Source organism: Streptomyces sp. JLBG701 (assembly GCF_058544905.1).
Genome location: NZ_CM178588.1, coordinates 3,022,397 through 3,045,003 on the forward strand (window position 1 = coordinate 3,022,397; position 22,607 = coordinate 3,045,003).

General features: G+C 70.5%; 19 protein-coding genes. 7 read left to right on the forward strand and 12 right to left on the reverse strand.

The genetic code is table 11. The features are described from left to right. Positions 1-119: 119 nt before the first annotated feature. From AC5DRG_RS13825 to AC5DRG_RS13835, 3 genes are all read right to left on the reverse strand, one after another. The gene (locus tag AC5DRG_RS13825; RefSeq protein ID WP_491810654.1) at positions 120-1,580 is read right to left on the reverse strand and encodes a glutamate synthase subunit beta; all 1,461 of its coding nucleotides are present in this window, start codon (positions 1,578-1,580) and stop codon (positions 120-122) included. Next, complete coding sequence (gene gltB / locus AC5DRG_RS13830; protein WP_491810656.1) at positions 1,573-6,165, reverse strand: glutamate synthase large subunit; 4,593 nt, start codon at positions 6,163-6,165, stop codon at positions 1,573-1,575. The genes AC5DRG_RS13825 and gltB overlap by 8 nt, the downstream gene beginning before the upstream one ends. Before the next feature lie 368 nt (positions 6,166-6,533). Further along, the gene (locus tag AC5DRG_RS13835; protein WP_491810658.1) at positions 6,534-7,265 is read right to left on the reverse strand and encodes a VIT1/CCC1 transporter family protein; all 732 of its coding nucleotides are present in this window, start codon (positions 7,263-7,265) and stop codon (positions 6,534-6,536) included. Positions 7,266-7,538: 273 nt separating this feature from the next. Between AC5DRG_RS13835 and AC5DRG_RS13840 the strand changes: the two genes are divergently transcribed. Genes AC5DRG_RS13840 through AC5DRG_RS13870 form a run of 7 tightly spaced genes read left to right on the forward strand, consistent with a single transcriptional unit; the run spans position 7,539 to position 15,587 of the window. Further along, positions 7,539-8,645 (forward strand): ADP-ribosylglycohydrolase family protein, encoded by a 1,107-nt coding sequence (locus AC5DRG_RS13840; protein ID WP_491810660.1) that lies wholly within the window; start codon positions 7,539-7,541, stop codon positions 8,643-8,645. Further along, positions 8,642-10,102 (forward strand): ADP-ribosylglycohydrolase family protein, encoded by a 1,461-nt coding sequence (locus AC5DRG_RS13845; RefSeq protein WP_491810662.1) that lies wholly within the window; start codon positions 8,642-8,644, stop codon positions 10,100-10,102. The genes AC5DRG_RS13840 and AC5DRG_RS13845 overlap by 4 nt, the downstream gene beginning before the upstream one ends. Positions 10,103-10,110: 8 nt before the next feature. Next, positions 10,111-11,286: an ADP-ribosylglycohydrolase family protein gene (locus tag AC5DRG_RS13850; protein ID WP_491810663.1), complete on the forward strand. Its 1,176-nt coding sequence runs from the start codon at positions 10,111-10,113 to the stop codon at positions 11,284-11,286. Then, on the forward strand, positions 11,274-12,668 hold the full coding sequence (locus tag AC5DRG_RS13855; protein WP_491810665.1) for an ADP-ribosylglycohydrolase family protein: 1,395 nt from the start codon (positions 11,274-11,276) through the stop codon (positions 12,666-12,668). Before AC5DRG_RS13850 ends, AC5DRG_RS13855 begins: the two co-directional genes overlap by 13 nt. Beyond that, positions 12,665-13,558 (forward strand): ribokinase, encoded by an 894-nt coding sequence (gene rbsK, locus AC5DRG_RS13860; protein ID WP_491810666.1) that lies wholly within the window; start codon positions 12,665-12,667, stop codon positions 13,556-13,558. The genes AC5DRG_RS13855 and rbsK overlap by 4 nt, the downstream gene beginning before the upstream one ends. Continuing rightward, positions 13,555-14,781 (forward strand): CaiB/BaiF CoA transferase family protein, encoded by a 1,227-nt coding sequence (locus tag AC5DRG_RS13865; RefSeq protein WP_491810667.1) that lies wholly within the window; start codon positions 13,555-13,557, stop codon positions 14,779-14,781. Before rbsK ends, AC5DRG_RS13865 begins: the two co-directional genes overlap by 4 nt. Then, the gene (locus tag AC5DRG_RS13870; protein WP_491810668.1) at positions 14,778-15,587 is read left to right on the forward strand and encodes an HpcH/HpaI aldolase/citrate lyase family protein; all 810 of its coding nucleotides are present in this window, start codon (positions 14,778-14,780) and stop codon (positions 15,585-15,587) included. Before AC5DRG_RS13865 ends, AC5DRG_RS13870 begins: the two co-directional genes overlap by 4 nt. A 154-nt stretch (positions 15,588-15,741) precedes the next feature. Here the strand turns inward: AC5DRG_RS13870 and lgt are convergent, their stop codons facing one another. The 9 genes from lgt to AC5DRG_RS13915 all read right to left on the reverse strand — a co-directional run bounded on the left by lgt (position 15,742) and on the right by AC5DRG_RS13915 (position 22,573). Next, the gene (gene lgt, locus AC5DRG_RS13875; RefSeq protein ID WP_491810669.1) at positions 15,742-16,710 is read right to left on the reverse strand and encodes a prolipoprotein diacylglyceryl transferase; all 969 of its coding nucleotides are present in this window, start codon (positions 16,708-16,710) and stop codon (positions 15,742-15,744) included. A 76-nt stretch (positions 16,711-16,786) separates the two neighbouring features. Further along, positions 16,787-17,563, reverse strand: coding sequence for a DsbA family protein (locus tag AC5DRG_RS13880; protein ID WP_491810671.1), 777 nt, complete (start codon positions 17,561-17,563; stop codon positions 16,787-16,789). Positions 17,564-17,663: 100 nt separating this feature from the next. Then, positions 17,664-18,482: a tryptophan synthase subunit alpha gene (gene trpA, locus AC5DRG_RS13885; RefSeq protein ID WP_491810672.1), complete on the reverse strand. Its 819-nt coding sequence runs from the start codon at positions 18,480-18,482 to the stop codon at positions 17,664-17,666. Beyond that, the gene (trpB, locus tag AC5DRG_RS13890) at positions 18,479-19,771 is read right to left on the reverse strand and encodes a tryptophan synthase subunit beta (protein WP_491810674.1); all 1,293 of its coding nucleotides are present in this window, start codon (positions 19,769-19,771) and stop codon (positions 18,479-18,481) included. The genes trpA and trpB overlap by 4 nt, the downstream gene beginning before the upstream one ends. Positions 19,772-19,855: 84 nt before the next feature. Continuing rightward, the gene (gene trpM / locus AC5DRG_RS13895) at positions 19,856-20,089 is read right to left on the reverse strand and encodes a tryptophan biosynthesis modulator TrpM (protein WP_491810675.1); all 234 of its coding nucleotides are present in this window, start codon (positions 20,087-20,089) and stop codon (positions 19,856-19,858) included. 22 nt (positions 20,090-20,111) lie between these two features. Then, a complete protein-coding gene (trpC, locus tag AC5DRG_RS13900; RefSeq protein WP_491810677.1) occupies positions 20,112-20,921 on the reverse strand; it encodes an indole-3-glycerol phosphate synthase TrpC in 810 nt (269 codons plus the stop codon). Between the two features lie 138 nt (positions 20,922-21,059). After that, the gene (locus AC5DRG_RS13905; protein ID WP_491810679.1) at positions 21,060-21,497 is read right to left on the reverse strand and encodes a DUF2752 domain-containing protein; all 438 of its coding nucleotides are present in this window, start codon (positions 21,495-21,497) and stop codon (positions 21,060-21,062) included. An 87-nt stretch (positions 21,498-21,584) separates the two neighbouring features. Continuing rightward, positions 21,585-21,827, reverse strand: a complete 243-nt coding sequence (locus AC5DRG_RS13910) for an HGxxPAAW family protein (RefSeq protein WP_491810681.1) — start codon at positions 21,825-21,827, stop codon at positions 21,585-21,587. A 107-nt stretch (positions 21,828-21,934) separates the two neighbouring features. Next, positions 21,935-22,573, reverse strand: coding sequence for a TIGR02234 family membrane protein (locus tag AC5DRG_RS13915; RefSeq protein ID WP_491810683.1), 639 nt, complete (start codon positions 22,571-22,573; stop codon positions 21,935-21,937). Positions 22,574-22,607: the final 34 nt, after the last annotated feature.

Consider the following 22,607-nt stretch of genomic DNA (forward strand, 5'->3'; position numbering starts at 1 on the left):
CAGCCTGAGCGCCTGAGGACATGCGGCGGCGCCTGCCAGGTCGTCCGGTCGGGGACTGGTAGGCAGGCGCCGTCTAGTGTTCCGTACGCCTTTGTACGGGACGCTTTTTTAAGTGACCGTCAGACCATCAGCGAACGGTCCGTCGGACGAATCGGGGCGGGCAGTTCGCTCACGCCGGTCAGGAAGCGGTCGCAACCACGGGCGGCCGAACGGCCCTCCGCGATCGCCCAGACGATCAACGACTGACCACGGCCCGCGTCACCGGCGACGAACACACCCGGCACGTTGGTCTGGAAGTCGGCGTCGCGGGCGATGTTGCCGCGCTCGTCGAGGTCCAGGCCGAACTGGTCGACCAGGCCGTTCTCCCGGTCGGTACCGGTGAAGCCCATGGCGAGGGTGACCAGCTGGGCGGGGATCTTGCGCTCCGTGCCCGGCTTCTGGGTCAGCTTGCCGTCGATGAACTCGACCTCGGTGAGGTGCAGCCACTGGACGTTGCCGTCCTCGTCGCCCTCGAAGTGGGTAGTGGAGACGGAGTAGACCCGCTCGCCGCCCTCCTCGTGCGCGGACGTGACCTTGTAGAGCATCGGGAAGGTCGGCCAGGGCTGCCCCGGGTTCCGCTCCTCGCTCGGCCGCGGCATGATCTCCAGCTGCGTGACCGAGGCCGCGCCCTGGCGGTGGGCGGTGCCCACGCAGTCGGCGCCGGTGTCGCCGCCGCCGATGACCACGACGTGCTTGCCCTCGGCCGAGACCGGGGGCGCCACGAAGTCGCCTTCCTGGACCTTGTTGGCCAGGGGCAGGTACTCCATGGCCTGGTAGACGCCCTTCAACTCCCGCCCGGGGACGGGGAGATCACGGGCGGTCGTCGCACCGGCGGCGATGACGACGGCGTCGTAGCGCTTGCGCAGGTCCGTCGCCTTGAGGTCGCGGCCGATCTCGATGCCCGTACGGAAGCGGGTGCCCTCCGCGCGCATCTGCTCGATACGGCGGTTGATGTGCCGCTTCTCCATCTTGAACTCGGGGATGCCGTACCGGAGAAGGCCTCCGATGCGGTCCGCGCGCTCGTAGACGGCGACCGTGTGACCCGCCCGGGTCAGCTGCTGCGCGGCGGCGAGGCCAGCCGGGCCCGAGCCGATGACCGCGACCGTCTTGCCGGACAGGCGCTCCGGGGCCTGCGGGGCGACATCGCCCGTCTCCCAGGCCTTGTCGATGATGGAGACCTCGACGTTCTTGATGGTCACGGCGGGCTGGTTGATGCCCAGCACACACGCCGACTCGCAAGGAGCCGGGCACAGCCGGCCCGTGAACTCCGGGAAGTTGTTCGTGGCGTGCAGGCGCTCGGAGGCGGCGCCCCAGTCCTCGCGGTAGGCGAAGTCGTTCCACTCGGGGATCAGGTTCCCCAGCGGACAGCCGTTGTGACAGAACGGGATACCGCAGTCCATGCAGCGGCTGGCCTGCTTGCTGATGATCGGCAGCAGGGAACCGGGAACGTAGACCTCGTTCCAGTCCTTGAGACGCACATCCACCGGGCGGGACTGGGCGACCTCACGGCCGTGGTTCAGAAAGCCCTTGGGATCAGCCATTGGTCGCCGCCTCCATCATCTTCTCGGTGATCTCGGACTCGGAGAGCCCGGCCTGCTCGGCGGCGGCCTTGGCGGCGAGCACTGCCTTGTACGTGCTGGGGATGATCTTGCTGAAGCGCTCCACCGCGGTGTCCCACTCGGCCAGCAGCTTCTCGGCGACGGTCGACCCCGTCTCCTCCTGATGCCGGCGCACCACATCGTGCAGCCACAGCTTGTCGTCGTCCGACAGAGCCTCTACGGCGTCCAGGTTGCCGACGTTGACGTTGTCGCGGTCGAGATCGACGACGTAGGCGATACCGCCGGACATGCCGGCCGCGAAGTTGCGGCCCGTCTCGCCGAGGACGACCGCGTGACCGCCGGTCATATACTCGCAGCCGTGGTCGCCCACGCCCTCCGAGACCACCGTCGCGCCGGAGTTGCGGACGCAGAAGCGCTCGCCCGTGCGACCGCGCAGGAACAGCTCGCCGCCGGTCGCGCCGTACGCGATGGTGTTGCCCGCGATGGTGGAGAACTCGGCGAGGTGGTCGGCGCCCCGGTCGGGACGCACGATCACGCGGCCGCCGGAGAGACCCTTGCCGACGTAGTCGTTGGCGTCGCCCTCCAGGCGCAGCGTGACACCGCGCGGCAGGAAGGCACCGAAGGACTGCCCTGCACTACCGGTGAAGGTGATGTCGATGGTGTCCTCGGGCAGGCCCGCACCGCCGAACTTCTTCGTCACCTCGTGGCCGAGCATGGTGCCGACCGTGCGGTTGATGTTGCGGATCGCGACCTGGGCGCGGACCGGACCGGCGTCGTTCGCGGAGTCCGCGGCCAGGGCGTCGGCGGCGAGCTTGATGAGCTCGTTGTCGAGCGCCTTCTCCAGGCCGTGGTCCTGCTCGATGACCTGGTGCAGCGCGGCACCCTCGGGCAGTTCGGGCACGTAGAACAGCGGGGCCAGGTCCAGGCCCTGCGCCTTCCAGTGGGTGATCGCCCGCTCCACGTCGAGGTTCTCGGCGTGGCCGACGGCCTCCTCGATGGTGCGGAAGCCCAGCTCGGCGAGGATCTCGCGGACCTCTTCGGCGATGAACCTGAAGAAGTTCACGACGTACTCGGCCTTGCCGGCGAACCGGTCGCGCAGCACCGGGTTCTGGGTGGCGATGCCGACCGGGCAGGTGTCCAGGTGGCAGACGCGCATCATGACGCAGCCGGAGACGACGAGCGGCGCGGTCGCGAAACCGAACTCCTCGGCGCCGAGCAGCGCGGCGATGACGACGTCACGGCCGGTCTTCAGCTGGCCGTCGGTCTGTACGACGATGCGGTCGCGCAGGCCGTTGAGCAGCAGGGTCTGCTGGGTCTCGGCGAGACCGAGCTCCCAGGGACCACCGGCGTGCTTGAGGGAGGTGAGGGGCGAGGCACCCGTACCGCCGTCGTGGCCCGAGATGAGCACGACGTCCGCGTGCGCCTTGGACACACCGGCGGCGACCGTGCCGACGCCGACCTCCGAGACCAGCTTCACGTGAATCCGCGCCTGCGGGTTCGCGTTCTTCAGGTCGTGGATCAGCTGGGCCAGGTCCTCGATGGAGTAGATGTCGTGGTGCGGCGGCGGGGAGATCAGGCCGACACCGGGGGTGCTGTGCCGGGTCTTGGCGACCCACGGGTAGACCTTGTGGCCGGGCAGCTGGCCGCCCTCGCCGGGCTTGGCGCCCTGGGCCATCTTGATCTGGATGTCGTCCGCGTTGACGAGGTACTCGCTGGTCACACCGAAGCGGCCGGAGGCGACCTGCTTGATGCTGGAGCGGCGGGCCGGGTCGTACAGCCGGTCCGAGTCCTCGCCACCCTCACCGGTGTTGGACTTGCCGCCCAGCTGGTTCATGGCGATGGCGAGCGTCTCGTGCGCCTCGCGGGAGATCGAGCCGTACGACATGGCGCCGGTCGAGAACCGCTTGACGATCTCGGAGACCGGCTCGACCTCGTCGACGGAGATCGACGGGCGGTCGGACTTGAAGCCGAAGAGCCCGCGGAGCGTCATGAGCCGCTCGGACTGCTCGTTCACGCGGTCCGTGTACTTCTTGAAGATGTCGTAGCGGTTGGCACGCGTCGAGTGCTGGAGGCGGAAGACCGTCTCCGGGTCGAACAGGTGCGGCTCGCCCTCGCGGCGCCACTGGTACTCGCCGCCTATCTCGAGGGCGCGGTGCGCCGGGGCGATACCGCTCGCCGGGTACGCCTTCGCGTGCCGGGCGGCGACCTCCTTGGCGATGACGTCGATGCCGACGCCGCCGATCTTGGTGGCCGTGCCGTTGAAGTACGTCTCGACGAAGGCCGTGTCGAGACCGACGGCCTCGAAGACCTGGGCGCCGCGGTAGGAGGCGACGGTCGAGATGCCCATCTTGGACATGACCTTCAGGACGCCCTTGCCGAGCGCGTAGATCAGGTTGCGGATGGCCTGCTCGGGCTCGATGTCCGACAGGAAGGTGCCCGCGCGGACCAGGTCCTCGACCGACTCCATGGCCAGGTACGGGTTGACCGCGGCGGCGCCGAAGCCGATGAGCAGGGCGACGTGGTGGACCTCGCGGACGTCACCGGCCTCGACGAGGAGGCCCACCTGGGTGCGCTCCTTGGTGCGGATGAGGTGGTGGTGGACGGCCGAGGTGAGCAGCAGCGACGGGATCGGCGCGTGCTCGGCGTCGGAGTGGCGGTCCGACAGGACGATCAGCCGGGCCCCGTTGTCGATGGCGGCGTCGACCTCGGCGCAGATCTCCGCGATACGCGCGGCGAGGGCGTCGCCGCCGCCGGAGACCCGGTACAGGCCGGAGAGGGTCGCGGCCTTCATGCCGGGCATGTCGCCGTCGGCGTTGATGTGGATGAGCTTGGCCAGCTCGTCGTTGTCGATCACCGGGAAGGGCAGGGTGACCGAGCGACAGGACGCGGCCGTCGGCTCAAGCAGGTTGCTCGCGGGACCCAGGGACGAGCGCAGCGAGGTCACGAGCTCCTCGCGGATCGCGTCCAGCGGCGGGTTGGTGACCTGCGCGAACAGCTGGGTGAAGTAGTCGAACAGCAGCCGGGGGCGCGCGGACAGGGCGGCGATCGGCGAGTCCGTACCCATCGAACCGAGCGGCTCGCCACCGCTCTTGGCCATCGGCGCGAGGATGACGCGCAGCTCCTCCTCGGTGTAACCGAAGGTCTGCTGGCGGCGGGTGACCGAGGCGTGGGTGTGCACGATGTGCTCGCGCTCGGGCAGGTCGGACAGCTCGATCTCGCCGGCTTCGAGCCACTCCGCGTACGGCTTCTCGGCGGCGAGCTCGGCCTTGATCTCGTCGTCCTCGATGATGCGGTGCTCGGCGGTGTCGACGAGGAACATCTTGCCGGGCTGGAGGCGGCCCTTGCGGACGACCTTGGCGGGGTCGATGTCGAGGACGCCGACCTCGGAGCCGAGGACGACGAGGCCCTCGTCGGTGACCCAGTAGCGGCCGGGGCGCAGACCGTTGCGGTCGAGGACCGCGCCGACCTGGGTGCCGTCGGTGAAGGTGACACAGGCCGGGCCGTCCCAGGGCTCCATCATCGTGGAGTGGAACTGGTAGAAGGCACGCCGGGACGGGTCCATGGAGTCGTGGTTCTCCCACGCCTCCGGGATCATCATCAGCACGGAGTGCGGCAGCGAACGCCCACCGAGGTGGAGCAGTTCGAGCACCTCGTCGAAGGACGCCGAGTCGGAGGCGTCCGGCGTACAGATCGGGAAGACGCGCTCCAGGCCCTTGTCGCCGAACAGGTCGGAGACGAGCTGGGACTCACGTGCCCGCATCCAGTTCCGGTTGCCCTTGACCGTGTTGATCTCGCCGTTGTGCGCGACGAAGCGGTACGGGTGGGCGAGCGGCCAGGACGGGAAGGTGTTCGTGGAGAAGCGGGAGTGCACGAGCGCGATCGCGGAGGCGAAGCGGCGGTCGGACAGGTCCGGGAAGAAGGGCTCCAGCTGACCCGTGGTCAGCATGCCCTTGTAGACGATGGTCCGCGCGGACAGCGAGGGGAAGTAGACGCCGGCCTCGCGCTCGGCGCGCTTGCGCAGCGCGAACGCCTTGCGGTCCAGCTCGATGCCCTCGCTGGTGCCGTCGGTCACGAAGATCTGCCGGAAGGCGGGCATCGTCGAACGGGCGGTGGCGCCGAGGAGTTCGGGGGCGACCGGGACCTCGCGCCAGCCGAGCACCGTGAGGCTCTCGTCGGCGGCGATCGCCTCGATGCGCGAGACGGCCGCGTCGATGCCGTCCTCGGGCAGGAAGGCGATACCGACGGCGTATCCACCGGCGGCGGGCAGTTCGAAGCCGGCCACCTCACGGAAGAAGGAGTCCGGGACCTGGGACAGGATGCCCGCGCCGTCACCCGAGTCGGGCTCGGCGCCGGTGGCACCTCGATGCTCCAGGTTGCGCAGAACGGTGAGCGCCTGCTCGACCAGCGCGTGGCTCGCCTCGCCGGTGAGGGTGGCCACGAAGCCGACGCCACAGGCGTCGCGCTCGTTGCGGGGGTCGTACATACCCTGCGCAGCAGGGCGAGCATCCATGAAGGACCAGTTCTGGCCATTCTCGGAATGCTGGGACGGCTGGCGCGGCGTACGCATCGGCTCTCCCGTCGTCGTCTCAAGTGGCATATGCAGATTGCCGAGGGACGACGTTGGCCCTCTGCTGGATGCAAAATTTCGTGCAGGTTACATGATGGAGCGGTTCTCGGGAACCGGATACTCCGTTCCAACATGCGGACACCGCGGGGTCGCGGTGGGGGTACCGCGCTCAGCGGTGGAAGTAAGGGGATCGAATCGGACAGATCGATGTCCGTCGACCCGCAACGAAGCAGACGCCGTCGCCCACCTCGCAAGCGCGCGGTTGGCTTCATCGCCCACAGCGCTTACGGCTCATGCCCCGTGGTTAAGCGTTCGAAACCAGCGAGTAACGGCTACTTATGCGGCCCGACGCATAAGTGCACGCCCCACTATCGTACGGCCGTTCCGAACAGGCTGCCCAGGACGTACGTCACACCGGCCGCCGCACCCCCGAGCGCGAGCTGCCGCAACCCGCTGAACCACCAGGTCCGCGCGGTCACCTTGGCCACCACGGCCCCACACCCGAAGAGCCCGAAAAGCGCGAGCAGCAAGGCGGGCCACAGCGAGGTCGCACCAAGCAGATAGGGCAGTACGGGGAGCAGCGCCCCCAGCGCGAAGGCCCCGAAGGACGAAACGGCGGCGACCAGCGGCGAAGGCAGATCGCCGGGATCGATCCCCAGCTCCTCCCGCGCATGTATCTCCAGCGCCTGCTCGGGATCACGCGAAAGCTGTTTCGCCACGTCACGGGCAAGTTTCGGCTCGACACCCCGGGTTTCATAGAGCGCGGCGAGCTCGGCTTCCTCGTCCTTGGGATGTCTGCGCAATTCCCTCCGCTCGACCTCCAACTCGGCCTCGACGAGCTCACGCTGCGAGGCCACGGACGTGTACTCGCCGGCCGCCATGGAGAAGGCCCCGGCGGCAAGCCCGGCGAGCCCGGTGACGACGATGATCCGGTTCCCCACGGCCCCACCCGCGACTCCGGTCATCAGGGCGAGATTGGAGACCAGCCCGTCCATCGCACCGAAGACGGCGGGGCGCAGCCAACCACCGTTGACGTCCCGGTGGGTGTGGTTGTCGCGGTGCGCTTCGTGCAGCGCGGCCTCGGTTTCGATGATGGACATGCGGGCCCCCAGGGGTGTTGAGCAAGGCAGCAGATTAGACAAGTTCTACTCTTCGACAACACCCAACATACGCCCGGAATTCCACCTCTGCCAGCAAGGAAAGGCTGGGCTAACCTGCGGGTTTACCGCCAATCGCTCATCCGTAGTTGCATCTGCACAGATGTCGACCGGGTGACGCTGGGGCGCCCGAGGCTCTGCCGAACCCCTCCCGTGGGACACATCCGCAAAGGTTCCGTGCCCTGGGCGGAACCCCCGGAGGAGAGGCCGCCGCGTATGGCATCGATCGCCTGCATGCCCTCGGTTCCGGCGCCGGGGGACGCCGCCCGACTCCGCGAACGAGCACGCGGCGCGCTGCTCGGCCTCGCCGTCGGGGACGCCCTCGGTGCCCCCGCGGAAAACATGAAGCCGTCGGAGATCCGCGCCCGCTGGGGCCGTATCACGGGCTATGTGGTCGAAAATCCCTCCGGCACGGACGACACGGAGTATGCGATCTTCTCGGGCCTGCTGCTGGCCCGCCACGGCAGCGCACTCACCCCCGCTCATGTCGAGGCGGCCTGGCACGAGTGGATCGCGGACCGCGACGAGGGCCCGTTCCGAGGCGCCGGCTTCAGCGAACGCGGCACCCTGGAGAACCTCCGCAGAGGCCTCGCGGCCCCCATCTCGGCCCAGCACCGCCACGCCTGGAGCGACGGCCTGGCCATGCGGGCGGCCCCCTTCGGCGTCTTCGCGGCGGGCCGCCCGGCCGAGGCGGCCCGCCTGGTGGCGATCGACGGTTCGGTGAGCCACGACGGCGAGGGCATCTACGGCGGCCAGGCGGTAGCGGCGGGCGTGGCGGCGGCGATGGCGGGCGCCCCCACGATCGCGGTGGTCGCCTCAGCCCTGGCGGTAGTCCCGGACGACTCCTGGACGGCCCGCTCCCTGCGCCGGGCGGTGGCGGTCGCCCACCGAGGCGGACGAGCGGTCCGCTCGGCGGTGGTCATCGGCGGCTACCCCTGGACCGACCTGGCCCCCGAGGCGGTGGCCCTGGCTTTCGGCGCGTACGCGGCAGCCGACGGCGACTTCGAGGAAGCGGTCCTCACCGCGGTCAACATGGGCCGCGACGCCGACACGACAGCGGCGGTGGCGGGAGCCCTGGCGGGCGCGACACAGGGGGCCTCGTCGATCCCGGCGGAGTGGGCGACGGCGATCGGCCCGGCGCGGGGCAGCTGCCTACCGGCGATGGCGGGCCACCACGTACTGGACATCGCGGAGTTGCTGATCCCGGGGGAGAGCGGCAAGTGGGGCGAGGGAGTAGCGAATCTCGCACAAGGCGCCGACTGGCCAGTGCCGGACGCAACGGCGTACGTACTGGCTGCGGACGAGGACGAGGTGGAACCGTGAGAGCACACGAAACACGGCCAGCCGCAGGAGGCGAGGAGCCCCCACGAAGACCACCCGCAGCCGCAGGCAGCGAGGAGCCTCCACAGAGACCGGCGGCGGCAGCCGCCAACGACGAGCCCGTCCCACAGGAGCCACCCACACCCGACAACACCGCAGCCCCCACAAACCACACCAGCCCAACCAACCCCGCAGCCACCAACGCTGAACCCACTCCCCAGAGACCACCCGCAGCCGCCGACGGCGAGAAGGCCCCACAGGAGCCACCCGCACCCGACGACGAAAGTTGTACGGGTGGTGCGGGTGGGAACAAAAAGGCCGAAGGCGAAGCCGAGGCCGCACAGAACCCCCGCCGGATCGAAGGCCTACTCCTGGGCCTGGCCGCAGGCGACGCCGCCGGCTGGCCCGCCGCAAGACACCGAGCCGCCCGCATGCCGGAATGGACCCGCCGCCTCACCCGCGAACTGGACACCTTCGCGGAACAGAACGCGACGACAACCCTCCCCGTCCCCATCGCCCTGAACCAACCCCCCGAGCCCCTCCGCCTGGGCCCCTCCGACGACGCGGAATGGGCGGCCTTCGCCGCAGAGGCCGTACTACGCGCCGGCGACGACACCGCGCTCGGCGACCTCAGCCGCGAACGAAGAACCCGCGCCGCAATCGACCTCACCTGGAACGCCATCGCCAGCGAGGTAGCCGCGGCAGCAGACCGCGCCCCCGAAGTCGAGTCCGCGGTCCTCCCCCTCCGCGCCCGCATCTCCGTACGAGCCGGCCTGGGCAACCTGGCCACAGGCCTACGCCCACCCGCCACCGGCCACGACAACCCGCACTACTTCGACGACGCGGCCTGCGTACGGGCCTGCGTACTGGCGGTAGCCCACCCCGGCAACCCCCAACTCGCCGCCGAACTGGCCGAGTTCGACGCCCGCTACACCCAGGACGGCGACGGCGTACACGGAGCGAGGGCAATGGCGGCAGCGGTGTCACTCGCACTGACCGGTACCGAAATCGAAACCTGCGTACGGGCCGCACTGGCCGAGCTGCCGGACGGAACGGAGATCGGCCGCAACGCCCGCCACGCACTGAAACTGGCCCACGACGCCGAGAGCTGCTTCGCCCTCGTCCCCCTCCTGGAACACCAGATCGTGGACCACGTCTACAGCTACGGAATCGCCGCCGCCGAGACGGTCCCGGTAGCCCTGGCCCTGGCCACCGCCGCCCAGGGCCGCATCGCGGAGGCGGTCCCGGCGGCTGCCTGTCTCTCCCGGGTCGCGGACTCGGCCCCGGCACTGGCGGGTGCCCTGACCGGAGCGCTCGGCGGCGGCGCCGCGATCCCGGCCACCTGGCGGGACGCCTGCCGCACCCTCTCCGGCTGCGCACTCCCCCGCCTCACCGGCACGGACCTGGTGGAACTCGCCGAACTCCTGGAAGCCACGCAACCGGCCCCCACAGGAGGATGATTCGGGGCATGACGCCCAAAGGAGAAGAAAGCCGAACAGAGAGTCTGGACGACCGGATCACCGCCGCACTCGTGGGCGCGGCCGTCGGCGACGCGCTCGGCGGCCCGGTCGAGGGCTACTCCCCCGAGCAGATCCTCGAACGGCACGGCGGCCGCGTCCACGGCATCGTCGGCCCCTGGAACGGCGACGCCTGGCGCACCGCCCGCCCCATCGCCCCGTACCACAAGGGCGACGGCCACGTCACCGACGACACCTTGCTGACGCACGCGCTGATCCGGGTCTACGCCCAGGTCCGCGACCACCTGGACGCGTACGCGATCGCGGACCACCTCGTCCCCGATCTGATGACGAACCCGCGCTGGATCCCGGAGTTGGAGGCGGAGGCACTCCCGCTGCACCGCGTGTTCCTCGCGGAGAAGTGGCTGGTGACCCGCCTCCACTACGGCCATGTCGACCCCCGCGAGGCAGGCGTCGGCAACATCGTCAACTGCGGCGCGGCGATGTACATGGCCCCGGTCGGCCTGGTCAACGCGGCCAACCCGCCCGCCGCGTACGCCGAGGCCCTCGACATCGCGGGCGCCCACCAGTCGTCGTACGGCCGTGAGGCGGCCGGAGTCTTCGCGGCGGCGGTCGCGGCGGCCTGCGCCCCGGGCGCGACACCGGACTCCGTGGTGACGACGTGCCTGTCACTGGCGAAGGACGGCACGAGGACGGCGATCGAGCGGGTCTGCGAAGTAGCAAGCGGCTACACGGACTTCGAGTCGGCACTGACCCCCCTCCGAGAAGCGGTGGCCCCCTACGACACGGTGGGCCCGGACTACCGCTCCCCTTCCCTGGCCGCCCGCCGCCCGTCCCGCCTCCACACCATCGAGGAACTCCCGGTGGCCTTGGGCATGTTGATCGTGTCCGGCGGCAACTACCGCCACGCGGTCCTGGGTTCGGTGAACTACGGCCGCGACTGCGACTCGATCGCCACGATGGCAGGCGCCCTGTCCGGCGCCCTGGGTTCCCCGCCCCCGGAGGACTGGGCGAAGCAGGTAGCGGAGGCAAGCCGCCTGGACCTGTGGACCCCGGCGCAATCGCTGACGCAGGTCACCCGAGAGATCTTCGAACGGGACACAGCCCAACGCCGAGCCCACGAAACGGCGTTCACCGCGCTCGGAGGCCCACGGTGCTCCGACTGACGTGGGTCCAGCCGGAGGACCTACTGGGCCACGAACTCCACCAGGCAACCCAGGACGGCCGCGAACCATCTGCAATCGCGGCGAGATGGAAATCGGCGGGCGGCACGGAGGCCCCACTACGAGCGGGAGCCTCGCCAAACAGGGCATCGCGCTACCTGAGGCAACTGGCGGAGGACTTGCTGGATGAACTAGCAGACCTACCAAGCAAGTTGAAGGAGGTCGAACCAACGAACCTGGCAAGCATCAAGACCCTGTGCCCGAACTGGCCGTCACAGCACCCCACCCACCCCCCAGCCCCCACCCCGCTCCACCTGGAAGCCGCCTGGCTAGGCCGAGCCGTCGGCTGCCTACTCGGCAAGCCCGTCGAGAAACTCCCCCTCCACGCCATCCGCCAACTAGCCCAAGCCACCGGCAACTGGCCCCTGAACACCTACTTCACAGCCCAAGGCGTCCCCCAAGAACTCCTCGACACCCACCCCTGGAACCGCCGCTCCGCACCCACCTCCCTCGCCGAGAACATCGATGGCATGCCCGAGGACGACGACCTCAACTACCCCCTCCTCAACCTCCTCCTGCTCCAACGCCACGGCAGGGACTTCACCACCACGGACGTAGCGAAGCTCTGGCTGGACGAACTCCCAGCCGGCCGCGCCTTCACAGCGGAACGCATCGCCTACCGCAACCTCCTCACCGGCCTGGAACCCCCGCACACGGCCCGCCACCGCAACCCGTTCCGCGAATGGATCGGCGCCCTGATCCGCGCCGACGTCCACGGCTGGACCAACCCCGGCAACCCAGCGGCCGCAGCCGAACAGGCCCACCGGGACGCCACCCTCACCCACACCGCCAACGGCGTCTACGCGGCGATGTTCACGGCCTCGACCATCGCGATGGCAACGACCGGCACCGCCGACATCCACACCTGCCTGCGCACGGGCCTCACGGTGATCCCCCCGCACTCCCGCCTGGCGAAGGCCGTCCACCACGCCATCCAACTAGCCGAATCCCACCAGGACTTCGACGACGTGGTGGACGAACTCCACGCCACCCACGCCGCCACCCACCACTGGGTCCACGCCATCCCCAACACGGCGTTGATCGCCGCCGCCCTCACCCACGCGAACGGCGACTTCACCGCGTCCATCTGCCGTGCCGTGTCCGGCGGTTGGGACACGGACTCCAACGGCGCCACGGCAGGCAGCATCGCCGCCCTCCTCACCGGCACCCCCACCGCCCTCCCCGACCGCTGGACGCTCCCGCTGAAGAACCGCCTGTCCACCTCCGTAGGCGACTTCAACGGCACCGGCTTCGACACCCTCGCCCACCTCACCCACGCACTCACCCTCACGCCCCTCACGTCCCTGGAGGCATCTCACCCATGACCCACATCGCCGTGCTGGGCAGCACGAACATGGACCTGGTCGCCTACGTCGAGAAGGCCCCGGCGCGCGGAGAGACAGTGACGGGACGGGAGTTCCGTACGATCCCCGGCGGCAAGGGCGCCAACCAGGCGATCGCCGCGGCCCGCGCGGGCGCCTCCGTCTCGATGATCGGCGCCGTCGGCAACGACGCGTTCGGCGCCCAACTGCGCTCCACACTCGAACACTCCGGCGTGGACACCGACCACCTCCGCACAGTCGAGGGCCCCTCCGGCACCGCCCACATCGTCGTGGACGATGCAGGCGGCAACGCGATCGTGGTGATCCCCGCCGCGAACGGCACCGTCGACCACCTCGCCCCCGGCGACGACGGCCTCATCGCCTCCGCCGACGCCCTGCTCCTCCAGCTGGAGATCCCGCTGGCCGCGGTCCTCGCGGGCGCGGAATCGGCCCGCGGCCACGGCGTCCGTACGATCCTCACACCCGCACCGGCAAGACCCCTCCCACCCGAACTCCTCGCCGCCACCGACCTGTTGATCCCCAACGAGCACGAGGCCGCCACGCTCACCGGCATCACCGACCCGCGCGCCGCCGCCACCGCCCTGCTCAGCCAGGTCCCGGAGGTGATCGTCACGCTCGGCTCGGCGGGCAGCCTCTACGCGACCCGCGGCGCCGAGCCGCTCACCGTCCCCGCTCCCCAGGTCACCGCCGTGGACTCGACCGGCGCGGGCGACACGTTCGTCGGCACCCTCGCCGTGGCACTGGCCGAGGCCCGCCCGATGCGGGAGGCGCTCGCCTGGGCGTCCGCGGCGGCGGCCATCTCCGTTCAGCGGGCCGGGGCGTCGGCGTCGATGCCGTACCGCCCGGAGATCGAGACGCAGTTCACGTCATGAACCACACCCCGCCGCCCCACGCTCTGCCGCCCAACACCCCGCCCCTGACCGGCCTCCGCGTCCTCGACCTCGCCACCCTCTTCGCCGGCCCCCTCGCCGCCACCATGCTCGGCGACTTCGGTGCGGAGGTCATCAAGATCGAGCACCCCACCAAACCCGACCCGTCCCGCGGCCACGGCCCCTCGAAGGACGGCATCGGCCTGTGGTGGAAGCTCCTGGGCCGCAACAAGCGCACGATCACCCTGAACCTCTCCAAGCCCGGCGGCCGGGCAACCCTCCTTCGGCTCGCCGAGACCGCGGACGTGATCATCGAGAACTTCCGCCCCGGCACCCTGGAGAAATGGGACCTGGGCTGGCCTGAGCTGTCGGCCGTCAACCCCCGCCTGGTCCTCACCCGGGTCACCGGCTTCGGCCAGTTCGGCCCGTCCGCTCATCGCCCCGGCTTCGGCACCCTCGCCGAGGCGATGAGCGGCTTCGCGGCCATCACGGGCGATCCGGACTCGCCCCCGACGCTGCCCCCGTTCGGCCTGGCCGACTCGATCGCCGGCCTGGCGACGGCGTACGCGGTGATGACGGCTCTGGCGGCCCGCGACCGCACGGGCGAGGGCCAGGTCGTGGACATGGCGATCATCGAGCCGATCCTGACCGTCCTCGGCCCGCAGCCGACCTGGTACGACCAGCTGGGATACGTCCAGGAGCGCACCGGCAACCGATCCGCCAACAACGCCCCGCGCAACGCCTACCGCACGGCGGACGGCAGTTGGGTCGCCGTGTCCACCTCGGCCCAGTCGATCGCGGAACGCGTGATGCGTCTTGTGGGCCGCCCCGACCTGATCGACGAGCCGTGGTTCGCGACGGGCGCGGACCGGGCCGCCCACGCGGACGTCCTGGACGAGGCGGTGGGCGGCTGGATCGCCGAGCGCAGCCGGACGGAGGTCATGGCGGCCTTCGAGAAGGCGGAGGCGGCGGTGGCCCCGATCCAGGACGTACGGGACGTCATGACGGACCCCCAGTACCAGGCCCTCGACACCGTCACCACCGTCGACGACCCCGAACTGGGCCCCCTCCGCATGCAGAACGTCCTCTTCCGCCTCTCGGAAACCCCCGGCGCGATCCGCTGGGCGGGCCGCCCGCACGGCGCGGACACGGACACCGTCCTCACCGAACTGGGCCTGACCCCGGCCGAGTTGGCCGCCCTGCGCACGGAGGGCCCCCTACGATGACCTACCCACTGACCTGGCTCTACGCCCCCGGCGACCGCCCACATGTGGTGGCGAAGGCCCTGGCCGCCGGCGCCGACGTCGTCGTGATCGACCTGGAGGACGCGGTCGCCCCGGACCGCAAGGACTACGCCCGCGCCGCCACAGCCGAACTCCTCTCCGACTCCCAGCCCCTCCCGGTCCACGTCCGCGTGAACGCCCTGGACGGCCCGCTGGCGACGGCCGACCTCAAGACGCTGGCACCCCTCCCCGGCGTGTCCGGCCTACGACTCCCGAAGGTGACGTCGCCGCGGCAGATCGTCACCATCGCCGAAGAAGGCGGACCACCGCTCTACGCCCTCCTGGAATCGGCCCTGGGCATCGAACACGCCCTCACGATCGCGACCGCCCACCCGTCCCTGCGCGGCATCGCCCTGGGCGAGGCGGACCTACGGGCCGACCTGGGCGTACGGGAGGACGCGGGCCTCGACTGGTCCCGCGGCCGCGTCATCGTGGCCGCGAGAGCGGCCAACCTGCCACCCCCGCCCCAGTCGGTCCACCCGGACACCCGCGACCTGACCGGCCTGGCCACCACCTGCGCCCACGGCCGCGCCCTGGGCTTCCTGGGCCGCGCGGCCATCCACCCCCGGCAGCTCCCGGTGATCGAGCGGGCCTATCTCCCGACGGAGGAGGAGATCGAGAGAGCGGAGACGATCGTCAAGGCGGCAACGACGAACGAGGGCGCCCAGGCCCTCCCGGACGGCCGCTTCATCGACGCGGCGGCGGTGGCGGAGGCGCAGAGAACCTTGTCCCTGGCCCGCCGAACCTGAAGCAAGAACCTTCGCTGCTCAATTTTTTCCCGCCGCAACGGCGAGAACCCCCGCGGCGCGATCCGGCGGTGCCGAGCTCACCGGAACCTCTCGCCCACACGCGCTGAGGGCGCCCCGACCACTCGGGGCGCCCTCATCGTCGTACGACCGGCCGTCAGCTCTTCTTCGCCGACTCCGCCTCGTTCTTCACGTCCGAGGAGTCCGCCTCGACGTCCTCGTCGGACTCGGACTTCCCCTCGGCGTCAGCCTCGCCCTCGGCCTCGGACTTTTCGTCGGCCTCGGATTCACCATCGGCTTCACCGCCGGAGGCAAGCGGCTCGACTACCGCCTCGCGCCCCGGCCGCTTCCGCGCCGACAGCACGATGTAGATCACCGCGAGCAGGAACACGACCATGGCGGTCCAGTTGTTGAGCCGCAGGCCGAGGAAGTGGTGGGCGTCGTCGACGCGCAGGTACTCGATCCAGAAGCGGCCGACACAGTACGCGGCGACGTAGAGCGCGAAGGCGCGGCCGTGGCCGAGCTTGAAGCGGCGGTCCGCCCAGATGACCAGGAGGGCGACGCCGATGCACCACAGGGACTCGTAGAGGAACGTCGGGTGGTAGTAGCCCGGCACCCGGCCGTCCGTCGAGGACGTGATGTGCAGGGCCCACGGCAGGTCCGTCTCCCGCCCGTACAGCTCCTGGTTGAACCAGTTGCCCCAGCGCCCGATCGCCTGCGCGAGGGCGATACCGGGTGCGACGGCGTCGGCCCAGGCGGGCAGCGGGATGCCCCGGCGGCGGCAGCCGATCCACGCGCCCAGCGCGCCGATCGCGATCGCGCCCCAGATGCCGAGGCCGCCCTCCCACACCTTGAAGGCGTCCACCCAGTCACGGCCCTCGCTGAAGTACAGCTCGTAGTCCGTGATCACGTGGTAGAGCCGGCCGCCGACGAGGCCGAACGGCACCGCCCAGACAGCGATGTCGGCCACCGTGCCGGCCTGCCCGCCGCGGGCTAGCCAGCGCCTGTTGCCGAGCCAGACCGCGACGAAGACGCCGATGATGATGCAGAACGCGTAGCCGCGCAGCGGAATGGGGCCGAGATACAGCACTCCGCGCGACGGGCTGGGGATGTAGGCAAATTCCATGGCAGGGTCGACGCTACCCTGCCGGGCCACCCGCAGGACAAGGCAGCCCGGCTACGGGTCCATAACGGGAGGCCACTCATGCCTTGTTCGCGGCCTCCACCAGCTGCTTCAGCTTCGCGGGCGTCATCGTCTGGTCCTGGTAGATGTTCTTGCCGTCGAGCAGCACGGTGGGGGTGCCGGTGAAGCCGCCGCTCTTGAAGGCCGCGTTGGACTTCTCGACCCAGCTGTTGTGCGTGCCCTGCTCGACACAGGTGCGGAACGTGGCCGTGTCGAGGCCGTCGACCTTGCCCGCCAGCTCGATGAGCTTGCTGTCCTTGGCGAAGGCGTCGTCGGTCTCCTGGGGCTGGTTCTCGTAGAGCACGTCGTGGTACGCCGTGAACTTTCCGGCGTCCTGGGCGCAGGCCGCCGCGTTGGCCGCGTGCCGGGAGCCGCTGCCGCCGAGGTTGCCGTCGATGATCGTCGCCAGGTGGTAGTCCACCCGGAGCTGTCCGGCGTCGGTCAGCTCGTGGATCGTCGAGCGGTACGTCGTCTCGAAGGCCTGGCAGGCCGGGCAGCGGAAGTCCTCCCACACCGTGAGCGTCGCCTTGGCGCCGTCCTTGCCGACCGGGATCGCGAGGCTGTCCTTGCCCTGAGCCCCCGAGGGGGCGACGACCGGGCCCGACTTCTCGCTGCCGCTGTCCTTGCCGGCGTTCGCGGCGACGACGCCGATCACCGCGGCAAGCCCCAGCACGCACACGACGCTCGCGCCCACGATCAGCGCACGCCGTCGCTTCTCCGCGGCCTTGTGCTTCTCACGCTCGACCGCCAGCCGCTCACGAGCGGTGCGCTTTCCCTCACGGTTCTTCTCGCTCACACCCGCAGAACGAACCGGGGAGGCGCAGCGCGCCTCCCCGGCCCCAGGTCCACCCGTTCGAGTGACCGAAATATCCGCATGACTACATGCTTACGATCCGCTACGGCGTGCCGCGCACGCCCTTCGCCAGGTCGCCCGCGAGCGCCCGCACGGCCTCGACGCCGGCCGCGTCGTCCGGCGCGTCCAGCATCCGCTTGACGAAGGCCGAGCCGACGATCACGCCGTCGGCGAAGCCGGCCACCTCGGCGGCCTGCTCGGCGTTGGAGACACCGAGCCCGACGCAGACCGGCAGGTCGGTGCCGGTGGCCCGGGTGCGCCGGACCAGGTCCTGGGCCTGCGCGCCGACCGACGCGCGGGTGCCGGTGACGCCCATCAGGGAGGCGGCGTAGACGAAGCCGCTGCCCGCCCCGGTGATCGTGGCGAGCCGCTCGTCCTTGCTGCTCGGCGCGACCACGAAGACCGTGGCGAGCCCGTGCTTCTCGGCGTGCTCCCTCCACAGCGCCGACTCCTGGACGGGAAGGTCGGGCAGGATGCACCCGGCCCCGCCCGCCTCCGCCAGCTCGGCCGTGAAGCGCTCGACGCCGTAGCGGTCGATGGGATTCCAGTACGTCATGACGAGCACGGGCTTCCCGGTCGCCGCGTACGTCTCGCGCACCGTCCGCATCACGTCGGCGATCTTCACGCCGCCGCGCAGGGCGATGTCGTCGGCGGTCTGGATGACGGGGCCGTCGAGGACGGGGTCGCTGTGCGGCAGTCCGACCTCGACGATGTCCGCGCCGCCGTCGAAGGCGGCCTTGATCGCCGCGATGCCGCCGTCGACGGTCGGGAACCCGGCCGGCAGATACGCGATGAGCGCGGACCGCCCCTCCGCCTTCGCGCCGGCGAGGGTGTCGCTCAACAGCTGGATGTTGCCGCTCACTTGGCGTCCCCCTCGATCTCCGCGATGGCGCTGTCGGCGTCGGCCGCGACGGAGGCGTCGGCGTCCGTGTCGTACAAGCCGAAGTAGCGTGCGGCGGTGTCCATGTCCTTGTCGCCGCGGCCCGACAGGTTGACGATGATCAGCCCGTCCTTGCCGAGTTCCTTGCCGACCTCCAGGGCACCGGCCAGCGCGTGCGCGCTCTCGATGGCCGGGATGATGCCCTCGGTCCGCGACAGCAGACGCAGAGCCTGCATGGCTTCGTCGTCGGTGACCGCGCGGTACTCGGCGCGGCCGCTGTCCTTGAGGTAGGAGTGCTCGGGTCCGATGCCGGGGTAGTCGAGGCCCGCCGAGATCGAGTAGGGCTCGGTGATCTGGCCCTCCTCGTCCTGGAGGACATAGGACCGCGACCCGTGCAGGATGCCGGGCTCGCCGGCGGTGAGCGTGGCGGCGTGCTCACCGGTCTCGACGCCGTGTCCGGCGGGCTCGCAGCCGATGAGGCGTACGTCCGCGTCCGGGATGAAGGCGTGGAAGAGGCCGATGGCGTTGGAGCCGCCGCCGACACAGGCGACGGCCGCGTCGGGGAGACGGCCGGCACGCTCCAGGATCTGGCGGCGGGCCTCGACGCCGATGACGCGGTGGAAGTCGCGGACCATGGCCGGGAAGGGGTGCGGGCCCGCGACGGTGCCGAAGAGGTAGTGCGTGTGGTCGACGTTGGCGACCCAGTCGCGGAACGCCTCGTTGATGGCGTCCTTGAGGGTGCGGCTGCCGGACTTCACGGCGATGACCTCGGCGCCGAGCATGCGCATCCGGGCCACGTTGAGGGCCTGGCGCTGGGTGTCGATCTCGCCCATGTAGATGGTGCATTCGAGGCCGAACAGTGCGCAGGCGGTGGCCGTGGCGACGCCGTGCTGGCCGGCGCCGGTCTCGGCGATGACGCGGGTCTTGCCCATGCGCTTGGTGAGCAGGGCCTGACCGAGCACGTTGTTGATCTTGTGGGAGCCGGTGTGGTTCAGGTCCTCGCGCTTGAGGAAGATGCGTGCGCCGCCCGCTTCCGCGGCGAAACGGGGGACCTCGGTGAACGCGCTTGGCCTGCCGGTGTAGTTGACGAGGAGGTCGTCCAGTTCTCGGGCGAACTCCGGGTCGTGCTTGGCCTTGTCGTACTCGACGGCCACCTCGTCCACGGCGGCGACGAGGGCCTCCGGGATGAACTTGCCGCCGAATGCGCCGAAGTAGCCTTCGGTGCTGGGGATTTGACCCTCGGGGTCGGGGATGAAGAACTCGCTGGGCATGCCGATACCTCACGGTGAGTGCGGTGAGTTGTTGTGTGCACTGAGCGCCGTGGGGGCGGGGATTTGTTGGTTGGCTGCCGGCCGTCAGTGGCTGGTCGCGCCCACGCGGCGGTAGCCGCAAATCAAATAGAGCCCCGCGCCCCTAAAGGTCGGCTGGTGCCATCGCATGCCGTTCACTTGGCCCGGCTCGTCTCCGATGACGTAACGCACGCGCCTTCCATGCACCCGCCGCGCGGGCGCGCGGCAGCCACGGGGCCGACAGCCGCGCGCGAGGCGGGCGTAGCGGTCCATGGGCGTCATGGCGGTCGTGAGCGTCATCGGAGCCAACTCTACCCAGCCGTCAGCTACGGCCGTGTCGCAGTGCCGGGTGTTCGCCCGCTGCCACCAGGTCGGCGACTGCCGTCTTCGGGTCCTTGCCCGTTACCAGGGACTCGCCGACCAGGACCGCGTCGGCGCCGGCATTGGCGTAGGCGATGAGGTCGTGGGGGCCGCGGACGCCGGATTCGGCGATCTTGACGATGTGCGCGGGGATCTCGGGGGCGAGTCGCTCGAACGTCGAGCGGTCGACCTCCAGGGTCTTGAGGTTGCGGGCGTTGACGCCGATCACCTTGGCGCCCGCGTCGACCGCGCGGTCGACCTCGTCCTCGTCGTGGACCTCGACGATCGGGGTGAGGCCGATGGACTCGGCGCGCTCGATCAGGGATTCCAGAGCGGGCTGGTCGAGGGCGGCGACGATCAGCAGCGCGAGGTCGGCGCCGTACGCCCGGGCCTCCCACAGCTGGTACGACGTGACGATGAAGTCCTTGCGGAGGACCGGGATGTCCACGCGCGCGCGGACCGCCTCCAGGTCGGCGAGCGAGCCGCCGAAGCGGCGCTGTTCGGTGAGGACGGAGATGACGGCCGCGCCGCCCGCCTCGTAGTCCGCGGCCAGGCCGGCCGGGTCGGCGATCGCGGCCAGCGCGCCCTTGGAGGGGCTGGAGCGCTTGACCTCGCAGATGACCTTGACGCCTTCGCCCCGCAGTGCGGCGATTCCGTCCTTGGCCGCGGGAGCCTTCGCCGCGCGTTCCTTGAGCTCGTCGAGGCTGACGCGCGCCTGCCGCTCCGCGAGGTCGGCACGGACTCCGTCGATGATCTCGTCGAGCACACTCACGCGAGAGGCCCCCTTCCAGACGGTTGACAGTTCCAGCGACCAGCGGGAACGGATGGTCACTTCGATGGTATCCGGAGGAAGGCGTAGGCCTCGCATCCGGTTGACGCCAGTCCCATTACCTGGACGTTCGCCATTTGATCAAGGATGCAGCCAGCCACCGAACGGCAGGTTCCGGACAACCATGAAGACCAGCAGCAACGCGCCCAGGCTCCACAGGTGCACCGGCCCGAGCTCGATCCGCAGGGGGCGTCCGCGGGCCGCGCGGACCACCCAGACAGTCCACAGCACGGCGAAGGCCAGATAGCCCAGTACGGCCAGCGCGTTGTCCTGGAACGCCGCCAGGAAGTCCCCGTGGACGACGGCGTGCGCGCTGCGCAGTCCGCCGCAGCCCGGGCAGTAGACGCCGGTGTAGCGCAGCAGGGGGCAGACGGGGTAGTGACCGGGCTCGTTGGGGTCCACGGTCCCGACGTACGCGAACGCCCCGACGACGGCCGCGAGCATGCCCGCGGGGACGGCCAGGCGGCCCGGCAGGGAGGCGCGGGAGAGGCGCTGAGTGTCGGCGTTCACGCCTCGCATTGTGCCCCGTGCGGACCGCACACGCGCCTGAGGGGCGGCCCGGCATCGCGCCGGCCGCCCCTCAGAAGGCTGGAATGAAGGCTGGAATCAGACGTCGGCGCCGGCCGTCTCGACCATCTTGATCGCCTTGGGCTGGTCCTTGGGCTGCCCCAGGCCCATCGAGCGCATGATCAGGCCGACGACACCGCCGAGGACCGCGATCGCCATGCCCGCCCAGAAGCCCGGCACGTTGGCCAGCACCATGAAGGCGCCCGAGACGCAGAATCCGATGAGGACGATGATGGATCCCGTCCAGGCGGCCGGGGTGTGACCGTGGCTGTTGCCCGCCATGACTTGCTCCTCGTTGTTGCTGTGTGCCTGTGTGAGCCGGACGCTCCGCGTCCATTGTTCCGCACGCGCGCGTACGGCGTGATCGGGGGTCACCCTGCGTGGTGCGGTCAGGCCCCGGTGGGGTCCTCGCCGCGGTCGAGCGCCTTCCAGACGTCCTCGGGCCGGTCGGGGTCGACGACCGTCGCCTTACGGGGCCGGGGGGCCCCGTTGCGCTCGTAACGGCCGGACATCGCCGGCCACAGGGGTGCGTAGCGCAGCGCGAGCAGGCCGGCGATCAGGATCAGCGCGCCGCCGACGGCGGTGACGTAGGGCCAGGCCGTGTGGCTGAACGCCTCGACGGTGGCGGAGGTGTCGCCGCTGGCCTGGGCGGCCAGCTCGTCGAGCGCGGAGCTGTCGGAGGCGCCGAGCAGGGCCGCTGCGACCGATCCGGCGCCGGAGAGGGTGAGCAGGGCTGCGACGAAGACCCGGCCGAAGCGGCGGACGGCGAAGACGGCGACGAGTGCGGCGAGGCCCACTATGGCGAGCGCTGCCGGCACGCCCGTGACGTCGCTGCCCGTGACGGTCAGCGGGAGGTCGCCGCCGGCCACCGTCGCGGTGCCCCGCGACCACTCCTGGCGGGTGGCCAGCAGCACGACGGCCGCGCCGAGCGCACCGGCCAGCAGGGCGACGGCGAGGCTGCGGCGGCCGGCCCGGGCGGGTCCTGCGGCTTCGGAACGGGGGTGAGGAACAGCAGTCACGTACCCCACTATCGCCTGAACCCCGGGCGAACCGTCACCCGGG

What these genes read in the sequence shown, in the direction of transcription:
- AC5DRG_RS13825 (WP_491810654.1), bottom strand. Translation starts at nt 1,580, where the DNA reads ATGGCTGATCCCAAGGGCTTTCTGAACCACGGCCGTGAGGTCGCCCAG.
- gltB (WP_491810656.1), bottom strand. Translation starts at nt 6,165, where the DNA reads ATGCGTACGCCGCGCCAGCCGTCCCAGCATTCCGAGAATGGCCAGAAC.
- AC5DRG_RS13835 (WP_491810658.1), bottom strand. Translation starts at nt 7,265, where the DNA reads ATGTCCATCATCGAAACCGAGGCCGCGCTGCACGAAGCGCACCGCGAC.
- AC5DRG_RS13840 (WP_491810660.1), top strand. Translation starts at nt 7,539, where the DNA reads ATGGCATCGATCGCCTGCATGCCCTCGGTTCCGGCGCCGGGGGACGCC.
- AC5DRG_RS13850 (WP_491810663.1), top strand. Translation starts at nt 10,111, where the DNA reads ATGACGCCCAAAGGAGAAGAAAGCCGAACAGAGAGTCTGGACGACCGG.
- rbsK (WP_491810666.1), top strand. Translation starts at nt 12,665, where the DNA reads ATGACCCACATCGCCGTGCTGGGCAGCACGAACATGGACCTGGTCGCC.
- AC5DRG_RS13865 (WP_491810667.1), top strand. Translation starts at nt 13,555, where the DNA reads ATGAACCACACCCCGCCGCCCCACGCTCTGCCGCCCAACACCCCGCCC.
- AC5DRG_RS13870 (WP_491810668.1), top strand. Translation starts at nt 14,778, where the DNA reads ATGACCTACCCACTGACCTGGCTCTACGCCCCCGGCGACCGCCCACAT.
- lgt (WP_491810669.1), bottom strand. Translation starts at nt 16,710, where the DNA reads ATGGAATTTGCCTACATCCCCAGCCCGTCGCGCGGAGTGCTGTATCTC.
- trpB (WP_491810674.1), bottom strand. Translation starts at nt 19,771, where the DNA reads ATGCCCAGCGAGTTCTTCATCCCCGACCCCGAGGGTCAAATCCCCAGC.
- trpM (WP_491810675.1), bottom strand. Translation starts at nt 20,089, where the DNA reads ATGACGCTCACGACCGCCATGACGCCCATGGACCGCTACGCCCGCCTC.
- AC5DRG_RS13905 (WP_491810679.1), bottom strand. Translation starts at nt 21,497, where the DNA reads ATGCGAGGCGTGAACGCCGACACTCAGCGCCTCTCCCGCGCCTCCCTG.
- AC5DRG_RS13910 (WP_491810681.1), bottom strand. Translation starts at nt 21,827, where the DNA reads ATGGCGGGCAACAGCCACGGTCACACCCCGGCCGCCTGGACGGGATCC.